Origin of the sequence: Halomonas fontilapidosi, from assembly GCF_014192285.1 — a bacterium.
GTDB lineage: Bacteria > Pseudomonadota > Gammaproteobacteria > Pseudomonadales > Halomonadaceae > Halomonas > Halomonas fontilapidosi.
In genome coordinates this window covers 1-12610 of record NZ_JACHXQ010000001.1, presented here as the reverse complement: position 1 = coordinate 12610, position 12610 = coordinate 1, and the positions used below count along the sequence as shown (strand labels likewise).

General features: G+C 47.4%; 10 protein-coding genes. All 10 read right to left on the bottom strand.

Going from position 1 to position 12610, the window contains the following annotated elements:
* Positions 1–138 precede the first annotated feature (138 nt).
* The 10 genes from FHR95_RS00050 to FHR95_RS00005 all read right to left on the bottom strand — a co-directional run bounded on the left by FHR95_RS00050 (position 139) and on the right by FHR95_RS00005 (position 12314).
* Positions 139–1326 carry a DegT/DnrJ/EryC1/StrS family aminotransferase gene (locus FHR95_RS00050; protein ID WP_183312902.1) on the bottom strand — a complete coding sequence of 396 codons (1188 nt, stop codon included), beginning with the start codon at positions 1324–1326 and terminating at the stop codon, positions 139–141.
* 24 nt (positions 1327–1350) lie between these two features.
* Entirely contained in the window at positions 1351–1992 is a 642-nt protein-coding gene (locus tag FHR95_RS00045; protein WP_183312901.1) for an acetyltransferase, read from the bottom strand.
* The gene (locus FHR95_RS00040) at positions 1985–2587 is read right to left on the bottom strand and encodes a sugar transferase (RefSeq protein WP_183312900.1); all 603 of its coding nucleotides are present in this window, start codon (positions 2585–2587) and stop codon (positions 1985–1987) included. Before FHR95_RS00040 ends, FHR95_RS00045 begins: the two co-directional genes overlap by 8 nt.
* Positions 2588–2653: 66 nt before the next feature.
* A complete protein-coding gene (locus FHR95_RS00035) occupies positions 2654–4456 on the bottom strand; it encodes an ABC transporter ATP-binding protein (RefSeq protein WP_183312899.1) in 1803 nt (600 codons plus the stop codon).
* Between the two features lie 50 nt (positions 4457–4506).
* Positions 4507–6807, bottom strand: coding sequence for a polysaccharide biosynthesis tyrosine autokinase (locus FHR95_RS00030; protein ID WP_343065146.1), 2301 nt, complete (start codon positions 6805–6807; stop codon positions 4507–4509).
* 159 nt (positions 6808–6966) lie between these two features.
* Positions 6967–8091: a DegT/DnrJ/EryC1/StrS family aminotransferase gene (locus tag FHR95_RS00025; protein ID WP_183312897.1), complete on the bottom strand. Its 1125-nt coding sequence runs from the start codon at positions 8089–8091 to the stop codon at positions 6967–6969.
* Positions 8088–8957 (bottom strand): glucose-1-phosphate thymidylyltransferase RfbA, encoded by an 870-nt coding sequence (gene rfbA, locus FHR95_RS00020; RefSeq protein ID WP_221199176.1) that lies wholly within the window; start codon positions 8955–8957, stop codon positions 8088–8090. Before rfbA ends, FHR95_RS00025 begins: the two co-directional genes overlap by 4 nt.
* A 2-nt stretch (positions 8958–8959) precedes the next feature.
* Positions 8960–10024 (bottom strand): dTDP-glucose 4,6-dehydratase, encoded by a 1065-nt coding sequence (gene rfbB, locus FHR95_RS00015; RefSeq protein ID WP_183312895.1) that lies wholly within the window; start codon positions 10022–10024, stop codon positions 8960–8962.
* Positions 10025–10404: 380 nt separating this feature from the next.
* Positions 10405–11583 carry a glycosyltransferase family 4 protein gene (locus FHR95_RS00010; RefSeq protein WP_183312894.1) on the bottom strand — a complete coding sequence of 393 codons (1179 nt, stop codon included), beginning with the start codon at positions 11581–11583 and terminating at the stop codon, positions 10405–10407.
* A gap of 44 nt (positions 11584–11627) precedes the next feature.
* Positions 11628–12314, bottom strand: a complete 687-nt coding sequence (locus FHR95_RS00005) for a hypothetical protein (RefSeq protein WP_183312893.1) — start codon at positions 12312–12314, stop codon at positions 11628–11630.
* Between the last annotated feature and the right edge of the window lie 296 nt (positions 12315–12610).

Genomic DNA, 12610 nt, shown 5'->3' with positions numbered 1-12610 from the left:
AAATAAAATTAGCAATCATGCACTATCAAAGGCCACGAAAAGACGTGCTGGTGACTGCCCAAAACGCTTCTGCGGTGGAACCGCATCCCTTTCTTCAGAACAGTGACACGACTGGATGCCGAAAAGCATGCAGAGTACTCATTTCACAGCATGTCGCATCACCTTTTTTAAGACCTTGCACGTCAACTCGACCTCAGAATCGGTAAGAGTGGGATGACAGAGGAACATAAGTGACGTATTGCCCAGACGCCTGGCCACTGGCAAGGGCCGTTTGGGAGCCCATCCAATGGATTGAAAGGCTTTCTCGAGGTATATCTCGGAACAGGAACCGGACAGACATGGCACACCGGCTGACATGATTTCGGCAATGATCCGGTCGCGACTCCATCCTTCACGAAGACTATTGGGTTCCACAAAGACGTAAGCCTTGTAGGCAGCATGTTCGATATGAGGCGGAACTACGGGCACACGCAAGCCCGGACAATTGCTGGCAGCCGACCAGATCTGCTCGGCGTTAAACCGGCGTGCCTGCTTCCAGGCTGGCAAACGCTTGAGTTGCAGACGACCGATCACCGCCTGTGGCTCGGTCAACCGAAAGTTGCTTCCAAAGCTTTCGTGCAACCAGCGAAACCCAGGAGGGTGCTCACGCTCATAGACGGCAGCCAAGCTCTTGCCGTGATCCTTGTAGGCCCACATTCGCCGCCACAGCTCTTCATCACGGGTGGTTACCATGCCACCTTCCCCACCAGTACTCATAATCTTGTCCTGGCAGAAGGACCAACACCCCACATGGCCCAGGCTGCCAACGCTCTGCCCCTGCCAGGTGGCCCCATGGGCCTGGGCGCAGTCCTCTATCAGGTACAGTCCAAGCCGATCGGACAGTGCGAGCAGCTCGTCCATCTCACATGGCCAGCCGGCAAGATGAACTGCGATGATAGCTCGGGTGTAGGGAGTGATGGCCGCTGCTACGTTCGCCGCAGTGATATTCTGGGAATCTTCATCAACGTCAGCAAAAACAGGTACCCCGCCTGTGGCGACAATGCTCGAAGCGGAGGCAAGGAAGGTACGAGGGGGCACAATGACTTCATCTCGCCTTCCCAGACAGCTACCGATACCTAGACCACGAAGGGCCAATTCCAGGGCAAGAGTGCCATTCGCGACGCTAATGGCGTGGCTGACACCAACATAATCAGCAAACTCAGCTTCAAAAAGACGGCCATGCTGACCGGTCCAGTAGTTCACACGATTGGAGAGCAAGACAGTTCGCACCGCCTCGGCCTCTTCCTCGGAATAGCAAGGCCAGGGAGAAAAGGGTCCATCCAGCATGGTCGACCTCTTGAAGTTAAGCAATCAGGTTGATGAGTGCACCGGACGCGCCGGTACACCCACAACAGTGACGTCATCAGGCACGTCGGAAATCACTGCGGCGCCAGCACCTATTATCACATTTTCGCCAACGCTAATTCTCTGGCGAACAGAGGCCCCAACACCGACCCAGGTGAAGCGGCCGATGGTCACTTCCCCGGAGATATTCGCGCCGGGAGACACATGGACACAGTTAAAGAGTCGGCAATCATGATCAACCGTCGCAGCCGTATTGATGATGCATCCAGGGCCGACAAAGGCGAAAGGGTTGAGCACCGCACCGGCACACACCACACAGCCAGGCGCTAGAGTGGCAAAAGGACTGACGATGGCTCGTGAATGAATAAGGGTCACCAGGTTAACACCATGCTCATGCAAAGATGCCAGATGATCGTTGCGAACACGATTATCTCCGATCGCAACTATGACGCCTGCAAAACAATCGACATGCGCGAGTAAAGTCTCCGAGGTGCCTACCACCGGCCAGTGCTCAACGACGCTACAAGCAGGGTAAGCGTCATCGTAGAACCAGACCTCCTCCCAACCATTCAGCAAGGCGATGTCAGCCAGAACCTTGCCATGTCCGCTCGCCCCCAGAATGGCAAGTCTTCGCGCTGGACTACTCATGGGACTCCCCACGGAAGCGAGGCATGGAGACGTCCCCTGCATGGGTAATGCCATCGCGTCGCAGGACCTTGAGCAAGGTCAAAAAGAGAATACGGAAGTCGAGCCATAGGGTGTGATGCTCTACGTACCAAAGGTCTAGCTCGAATTTTTCTTCCCAAGTAATGGCGTTGCGTCCGTTGACCTGTGCCCAGCCAGTCACTCCAGGCTTTACCTCATGGCGACGGCCCTGCCGATGGGTATAGAGTGGTAAGTACTCCATCAAAAGGGGACGCGGCCCGACCAGGCTCATGTCGCCCTTGAGAACGTTCCACAGAGTAGGTAACTCATCCAGACTGGTTGATCGCAACCATTGACTGAAGCGTGTCATCCGCAACTCATTTGCCAACAAGTTGCCTTCCGCATCGATATCATTACGCATACTGCGAAACTTGAGCATCACGAAAGGCTGTCCATGCAGCCCAGGCCTTTGTTGACGAAATAAGACTGGAAACCCGAAATTTAAATACACAACAATAGAAGCCAGAAGAAGCAGTGGACTCAATAGAACGAGCCAAAAAAATGCAATCACGAAATCTAGGAACCGCTTAACATACATCTCAACCTCCAGGAAAAAGCGGATAGAAATAGTGTAAGATACCAATACCCTTTTTAAGCCAGGAGATCAGGCATGAGTTGCCATGCGTTGAAAGATTGTATTACGATCAACAAGGTCATCATATACGCCAAAATCGATGACACGTCCCTTGTCGATGAGGTAAATGCAATCACACTTCCGTACCGTAGCCAGGCGGTGAGCAATCATAATGATGGTCTTATTGCCTGAAAAATCATGAATAGCATCCATGACCTGCTTTTCGGTAATGCCATCCAAGGCACTGGTAGCCTCATCAAGTATCAAGATATTAGCGTCATCATAAAGCGCCCTGGCAATGCCGATACGCTGACGTTGACCGCCAGATAGCTGAATGCCACGCTCACCCACACGTGTTTCCACTCCCTCCGGAAGTTCACATAAAAGCTCATCAAGGCGAGCCATTCTTGCTGCTCGCAATACGCGTTGATCATCGATTTCTTCATCTGGCAATCCAAATGCTATATTTTCACGAATACTGGCATCTGCAAGGAAGATTGACTGGGAAACGAAGCCAAGACTGTTTTGCCAAGGGTGTAACAATGACTCAGTGAGTGCCTCGCCATCGATCAGCAAATCACCACTATCCGGCTCAATCAAACCAAGAATAATATCTATTGCTGTTGACTTCCCTGACCCAGAGGCACCAACCAAACCGATCACTTTGTTTACCGGAACAATCAATGATAGCTTATCAAGTGCAGCCTCGGACTTACCGGGATAATGGAAAACAATATCGCGTAGTTCAATCTCACCATGAAGGTCCACATGGACTCTAGGCGTTTCTTTCAGCCCATCATCGTCTTGAGAGTGGCGACTATTGAAAAGGTCTTCGCGAATACTGTCAAAGGCTGCCAGGTTGCCTCTAATGGTAGCGACACTGGTATAGATCTGTTGAAAGGCAGGTAGCAGCTTGAGTCCCGCTAAAGCGAAAACAGACAGCACTGGCAGTATATCTCCCAGGTTTCCTCTATGTGCAGATAACAAATAAAGAACAAGAAATATCACTGAGCCAAAGGCCACCATCTCCATGGCATAGCGAGGCACCTCAGACAATGCTTTTGTAGTGCCTCTAGCACGTCCTAAAGAACGACTAGACTTTTCAAAACGGGAATTAAAAACCGACTGTCGACCAAGCAGCAATACATCCTTGATACCGCCAAACCCTTCTGCCATTAGCTTGAAACGTTCACGTTGCGTTTGGGAAATTGCCTTTCCGTTTGATACCAGCTTGCGCCGCACAGTTCTATACAGGGTTAAGTACACCAAGACGAAAACGATAACACCGGTTGCAGCTACCAAAGGATTATATATCAGAATTGCCAATGACATGAATAGAACCATGACAACCTTGGCATTCATCTTCATTATTGGAGCAATGATCTTGTCTGTTATCCTGGCACACTCCTGAGATATCTTGTTCGTCAACTGTGCACTGCTGCCTCCGGCATGAAAAAGCCATGGTTGCTGCATAAAGTGTCGATAGAGTCTAGTGCTGAGCTCTGCTCCAATTTGCTGACCGTACATCGACAACTTCCAGACCGTAAACATCGACAGGCAAGAAGCCATGATAAGAATGAAAAGGACAGACACCCCAAACCAGAAAACAAAATCCGAAGGGTCTTGAAAACCTGACAATGCATAAAACCGAGCGATAACTCCCTCACCCTCCAGTTGACTCATATCACCGACTATGGCCATGAAGGGACCAATTGCGACCACACCAGCCACTTCAGCAAAGGCCATTAATACAACAAGCAACTGCAGGCCTATCAGTCTCTTCCGCTGTCCACTTGTTAGCAGGCAGTAAAGATCCTTGAGATTTGGGAGCATGACAAAAATCCTTGGAGTTTGGCGATCAGTGTACGTTTTGTGACTTTTCTTTACTTGTACTTATAATTATAACCATAGCTATAACCATAACGATTAGCAGCTTTCCGCTCAATTGCGTTGAGAATGGCACCGCTAACTTTAACGCCAGATTTTTCGAGCTGTTTCACAGCCAGCAGGACCTCCCTAACTGGGTTTACCTGGAAGCGTACCACGAGCAGGGAAGTACCACACAGTGCTCCTATGACGGAAGAATCCGTAACTGCAAGAACTGGCGGCGTATCAAAAATAACCAGGTCGTATAGCTCAGAAACCTCATCACAAAAATGACTAAATGATGATGTCATAAGTAGCTCAGAGGGATTGGGTGGAACTCGGCCACGGGAAATATAGTCTAGGCCTTCAATTCCACTGTGACGAATAATATCATGAGAGTGGGAATCGCCAACTAACAGTTCGGACAACCCACCATGGCTGCGATCATTGAATAGATGATGAAGGTGCCCTCGCCTCATATCAGCATCAACTAGCAGTACTCGTTGGCCAGCCTGCGCACAAATGGCAGCCAGATTGGCAGAAATGAAGCTCTTTCCGATATTCGGAGTTGGGCTGGTGATCACCAATCGATTATCTTTCTTTTCGAGCATAGCGAAGTGTAAGCTGGTCCGAAGACTACGCAGTGACTCTACCGCAATGTCGGTAGGTACACGCTCGGCCAGTAAGTCTTCCATCACATCAAAAGCATGTCGATCTCGACGATGCTTGACCTTTTTGACAAGCTTTTTTTGTTCGTTAGAAAAAGGCACGGTTGCGTAGACAGGTAACTCAGCTTCCTCAAGCTGCTCGGGAAGTTCAATCCCACGATTCAAAACTCCACGAACCAGAACTAGACTAACTGCCAACATGCCACCTAACATAGTCGACAGCATCACGACCCTGGGCTTCTTGGGCTCTATTGGCCTAGCGTCTACTTGGGCGTGATCGATGATACGCACATTGCCTATAGTACCAGCACGGGCGACTTGTAACTCCTGCATACGATTAAGTACATTGACATAGATAGCTTGAGTGACTTCTACATCTCGGGTACGGCGGACTACTTCCTGTTGTGCTTCTGGAAGATCGTCAACTCTGTCATTAAGCTCTGCTCTTTCAGACTCCAGATGTCGCTTCTGACGAAGCAAAGACTGATAGGCAGGATGGTTTTTCGTGAACCTTTGAGCCAAATCGGCTTCTTTGAACTCCAATTCATTTAACTGACTATCAAGTTGGATAAACTGTTCAATAGCTGCCTGTGCTTCAGAGGTCAAGTCGACACTATGCTGGTTCGAGCGGTATTCATTAAGGCTATCCTCGGCAGAACGAAGTTGTGTTCTAAGAGCAGGTGCCTGCTCTTCCAGGAATGCTAGACTTTCGTCGACTTCGGCAGACTGACGTTGAACATTCTGATTGAGAAAGGTTTCTGCCACTGCATTCAGCGAGCGTTGAATCTCTTCTCGATCTACACCGGTGAGCATAAGCTTGAGCATACCGGTGCTCGCGTCACGTGATCCGCCTACTTCCGCCACATCAAAGCGGTTAGCCAGATTTCGTATAGCCAAGGCGCGAGAGTGCCTAAAGAGTGTAAATTGGGCACCCACAGGAGCATCCAGGGAGGCAATCCGCAGTTTAATATCACCATCTAAGAAATTGGCAATTTCACCAACCTGACTTTCGCCAACGTCTCTAGGTGTCTTTCCGCCAAGGCTCAGGGAATAGTGCCCGTCTTCAGCAGTAGTAAGGATGATCGGGGTACCGCGAAGATAATCAGCCACTTCGAGGCGACCAAGCTCGAGTTCCTCACCTCCCCAAACTAAAGATTGAGTCTGGAGGAAGCTTGGAAGACGAATATGTTCTTGCAAAGAGTCCGGCAAGTGGGCATATTTCTGCAAAAAGTCAGGGAGTGAGCCTGCAAGCACAAAGTCATTGTTGGCAAACGATGGTCTGGGTATATCCATCCGCTGGACATAACTACCAATAATTGGCAGAGATTTGGGTAAAACTTCTGTATCTAGCCCAAGGCGATCTACAACGCGACCCAGCACCATGCGTGACTTAAGTATCTGGACCTCAGCAGCAGTGCTGCTCTCGCGCTCATCACCGCGAGCGACTGCAGACATTTGTTCAAGCGGATTTACACTGGCACGACGTTCAACCTGAACGAGTGCATCACCTCTATAGATAGGTGTTGCGAGAGTCGCATAAATTGCTCCGAAAACAAAAAACAAGAAAGTTATAAAAAGGATTAGCCACTTGTGATCCATCAACAGCCCGAATAGCCGCCCGAGGTCTATCTCTGCATAGTGTTGGTTCACTGAATTTTTCATGGTTCCCCCGCGCTTAGGTATTTTTGCATTTTCTCAGAAGGATGTAGAACCAGAATATGCACCGGTCGATTTATAATAGCTATGGAATAGTTCTTTAGGGCCGGCCAGTTCGTCGTATTTTAAGCACACCATATTGATCATTCGATATTAAAAACATGGTTGGTCAATCACAGGCGTCCTTGACAAGGCCGACTTAATGATTGAACAAATGGAGTCTACCTGGTTGACACTTAACCCAAAGAAAATGGGTAAGCATAGCACACGCCGAGAAACCATTCTTGACACGTCGCAATGACTATTATCAAACCCAGGAAGATTCAGCGTATCCAAGGAGGGGTGGAAATATCTTCTTGGAAAGATACCATTAGACTCTAGGGCATCTCGTACCCTTACCACCTCAGACTCGCTAGATAACAATATAGGAAAATATGAGTAGTTTATTGTAATCTTGTCATTTAGAACCTGAAATCCAACCCAGTCAGTCAACACCTTCTTGTATCGGTAAAATATTTCTTCACGGATGGCGATTATGTTATCAATATCCTCAAGAACGCAGAGGCCCATGGCAGCCTGGAATTCATTCATTTTGCAGTTAATGCCGAGAGACTCTATATTCGAATCTTTTGTCATGCCGAAATTGATTATCTCTGAAGCGTAATCATGGTCTTCGGGGTTTTTGAAGATAATGGCACCACCTTCTATCGTATGAAACAGCTTAGTCGCATGGAAACTCACAGCGGATGCATCACCGTAAGCGAGTAAACTTTTGTCATTATATTTTACACCAAACGCATGTGCTGCATCGTAAATAACCTTGACACCATACTGTTGGGCAATCTTCTCCAGCTCCTCAACTTCACAACCGTTTCCAAAAACGTGTACGGGAACTACTAGGCGGGTCCTGTCAGTGATACCCTTTTTTACACACTCTGGATCCAGGCACCAAGTGTCCCGATTGATATCTGTAAATACGGGGTTGATCCCTTGCCATTTCAATGAACTCGCTGTAGCAATAAAGGTAAACGGAGTGGTTATGGCTTCATCTATACATTTTTCCACTCCTAGGCCGAAGGTTGTATAGGCAACCTGGAGTGCTAGAGTACCGTTGTTGACCAAAAGCAGATGTTTTACACCGAGATATTCTTCCAGCCTTGAGGTCAACTCCTTGACCAGCCCTCCATTATTTGTCAATTGTTTACTTTGGTATATTTTATCAATATATGAGTCAAGCTTTCTTCGGTCAGGGAGGTAAGGGCGGACGACAGGAATCATAGCTCACTCACTATATCCAGAAGATACTGACCATAACCGTTCTTTGAAAGGGAACTACCGGCTTTGGTAAGATCATTGACCGTCAACCAACCATTGTTAAAAGCAATTTCTTCAAGGCATGCAACCTTGTATCCCTGTCGCTTTTCAATTGTTTCAACAAACTGGGAGGCTTCAAGTAAGCTCTCATGCGTTCCCGTATCCAACCATGCAAAACCACGACCTAGCACCTCAACCTTCAAGCTTTTTTTAGAGAGATAGCTCTGGTTAATAGATGTAATTTCCAGCTCTCCCCGACCTGAAGGCTTTACAAGCTTGGCAAGCTCAACCACATCATTATCGTAAAAATATAAACCTGTAACCGCAAAGCGTGATTTAGGATTTTCCGGCTTTTCTTCAATGGATATAACGCGTCTATTTTCATCGAATTCTACGACACCAAAGCGCTCTGGATCCTTTACAAGATATCCAAACACAGTGGCTCCCTCAGTACGGCTAGCTGTTTCTCTGAGTAAGGGCGAAAATCCTTGCCCATAAAATATATTATCCCCCAGCACAAGGCAGACTCTATCATCTCCAATAAAATGCTCGCCGATAATGAACGCTTGGGCCAGACCATCAGGGCTAGGTTGAATAGCATAGGAAAGATTAAGCCCAAATTGTTTGCCATCTCCCAGAAGCCTCTGGAAACAATACTGTTCGTCGGGCGTGGTAATAATCAAGATATCCTGAATACCAGCCAGCATTAACACGGACAATGGATAATAGATCATTGGTTTATCATAGATGGGGAGTAATTGTTTAGAAATGCCCATCGTTATGGGATAGAGTCGTGTACCGGAACCTCCTGCTAGAATGATACCTTTCATGCTCATGCTACCTCCGCCCCTGAAATTCCAAGTCGATTCCTTTGATATTTTCCTTCTTGTACTCGCCGGCACCATTCAAGGTTGTCAAGATACCACGCAACAGTCTTCCTTAATCCTGATTCAAATGTTTCGCTAGGTGACCAGCCCAATTCTGAATGGCACTTTCCTGGATCAATGGCGTAGCGATAATCATGCCCAGGCCGGTCATCAACATATTCGATCAGACTACGGTATGGTCGGGAGGCTGGATGTATCAGGTCCAGTAAGTCGCAAATTTCCTCGACAACTTGAATATTCCTTTTTTCATTATTTCCACCAATATTATAGGTTTCTCCAGGTTTCCCCTTTTCCATCACTGTGCAAAGTGCACGAGCATGATCTTCCACATAGAGCCAGTCACGCACTTGCAGGCCTTGTCCATATACGGGTAGCGGCTTGCACTCCAGGGCATTCAATATCATCAATGGAATCATCTTCTCAGGGTAATGATAAGGGCCATAGTTGTTCGAGCAGTTTGTGATGAGAGTCGGCAAACCATAAGTCCGTTGCCAAGCACGAACCAGATGATCTGCGCTCGCCTTACTGGCAGAATACGGTGAACTTGGCGCATATCGGCTTGTTTCTGTAAACCGCTCCCTGGCTTGACCGAGATCACCGAACACTTCATCCGTAGAAACATGTAAAAATCTAAAGGTCCCTCTCTTCGCGGCGCTGAGTTTCAGCCAGTAGCGTCTTGACACTTCAAGCAAATGATAGGTACCAATTATATTTGTTTCAACAAAAGCTGCCGGGCTATCAATTGAGCGATCGACATGACTCTCGGCAGCAAGGTGCATGACAACATCAGGTTTGTACGTAGAGAATACCCTTTCCAGTTCTTCAGCATCACAGATATCTACGCGCTCAAACGCGTAGCGTGAGCTATTCGATACTTCCAGCAGAGACTCCATGTTTCCTGCATAAGTTAACTTATCTACGTTGACAACGTGATGGGAAGTATTGGCTATGAGGTGCCGAATCACTGATGATCCAATGAAGCCTGCGCCGCCTGTCAGCAAGTATCTCATGAGATTCTCAATCCCTATCGAAGTGAGGCCCGGTAGCCTGTCAACGGGAATGGCTACCGCTCGAGCCCAATGGTCCGTGGAATTTCTTCTTTGATAACCAGGGTGAAGCCATCACCAAGTAATAATAAGTTCTGAGACGACGCCTGAGAATACAAAGCGAAACATACTCACATACACAATGTTACATTATTCTACTATTTCTTGCGTACACTATTTTTCTCATACTTAGCGAACTACGACAGCCATATAAAAAGCGCATCTACTCTCAATGTGTCCTTGCAAGAGATCGAGATGGATTATCCATATTGGCAGGAGATCAGTGTGTAATGAGATTAAGATCACTAATTACGACTGTGCAGAAAAATATGAGGGGGTATACGTCAAGCATTCTTGATGGTCAACAATGACCGATATAACTTGAGAAGGTCTTCCCAGATGAGGACATTACTGAATTTTTGCGCCCAGAGGCGTCCGTTCCGACCGTGTTCATACCTGAGCTCACCGTCAAGGATGTAAGATCTTATTGCATCGTGCAGGGCATCTACGTCTTTCGGCGGCACAAGCATGCCATTAAAGCCATCGGATACAGCATCTTTGGTTCCATTCACATTACATGCGATGACAGGGACTTCCATAGCCGCCGCTTCAATAAGTACATTTCCGAATCCTTCCCAATGGGCAGGAAGAACAAACAGGTCCATTATGCGATAATAATTCTCGACATCCTCTACGAACCCAAGCCTGGTGATATTTACGTGGCTTTCTATTCTGTCGAGTGTGACGTCCGAAACGCTCTGTTCAGCCTCATAGGGGCCAATAAGAAGAAGTCGAGTATGGGGATATTGTGAGTTTAGTCTCAAGAATGCATCAACGAGTTCATCCACCCCTTTTCTGTCAACAATTCGACCGACAAAACCAATGATGAAATTGTCATTCTTGAAACCAATGTTTTCTTTTATTTTATTAACAGGAGTCAAGTCCGTGCGCGTAGGGTCGAACCTATCCAGGTTCAAACCATTGCTGCTGCCTATCCCGTTCAGCTGATAGCTCTCCTCCTTCAATATTTTTTCATTTAGTCCCTGCAAGGCAACACTCGAACTGATGCATACAACTTTGTTAGATAGCGTGCAGGATAACTTTTCGCAACATTTCATCAGCCAGCAGCGAACACCAGATAATGACTCATGGCGAAATCCTCTTATTGTATAGACTCTTCCAGGAACTCGGCAAACGAAAGAAGCTATCATGCACAGAAAACCGGCTTTCGGAGTTCCCGCATTGACAATAGCGGGACGTAGCCGAATGAAAAGCATGATCAAACGAAACAAGGAACCAATGTCCTTAAAGAGACTGGGCTCACGCTCCATAGGGATTTCATAGAGCTGTACCCCTTCTACGGCAGCAAGGTCTCTGACACTTTGACCTGGTGACGAGACCAAAACTGGCAAAAAATTATTATCCTTTATATACTTTAACTGCCCTCTTATCAGGACTGCACTCACATGTGATGTTATCGCTGTCACGACCACTGGCTGAGAATTTACTTTACCTAAATCCATAGGGATGACCTATTCGTATAAGAAAAACGCATGGCTGGATAGACTCATTGACTGGCGCAGCAAGCCGCTTCGATCCGAGAAAACACCCTCCCAACATCGGCGCTACCATAATAATTATTATGGAGTCTGATCAAATCAAGTCGGTTCGACATACAGGCCTCCCCAACCAAGCCTAAAAATGTGGTTTCATCAAAGAAGTTAACTTGGTCATTACATTTATCCAATAGGTCAGGCCTGGTAGCCAGGTTAGCTTCAAAGACTTCTCCAGACGCATGAATATAGGAAATCAAAACAACGTGATCAGCATATGGCTCGTAAAGCGTTTGTAGCATGGACTTAACTTCTTCAATGTTTTCGTCATGAATATTTGCCCAGCATAGCTGAACGAAGCCTTGGTCAAGAATGACTATATCATGATCCCGAAGGGCTCGACGCAGGTTGAAGTCGATATATGCCGCGTTGACAATAGTTGAAACCAACCTTCTTTTGTTTACCCCTGACAGTGCATTGTTAATTTTTTTTACAATCTTTAATGCATGAGCCCTTGATGCAACTAGACACTCGAAACAGGAGATGATCTTCAACGGATATTTAAATTTCCGTTGACCGCTGAACAACATCACTTTGACTCGATGATGAATACTCTCTTCATCAGTGCGCCTAACAAGCTCTCTGCAGTAGTGCGTTTTTCCGGAACCGGGTTTACCGGTAAACTCAATGATGCAAGCCATGTTTAAGCCTATCGATACGGTTCTATAAAGGAATTATGTTCTACGGAGCATCGCAGCCAGTAACTGTCTACGGGCCTTCATTCAGCAACAAGAGCATGGAGAATCGGGTCCGAACACGCCTCAAGGACATCCGCGAGCAGTTTGAGACCTAGGTTTTGTCCGAAAAGTCGAATCTGCTAATGTCGTCGATGCCGAAGCAGTATAGGTGACCCATGGCAGGACGCTACGAGATCTCCGACAACGGCTGGGCCCTCATTGAGGACATCGTGTCGCCGCCGCAGAGAACGGGGCGTCCC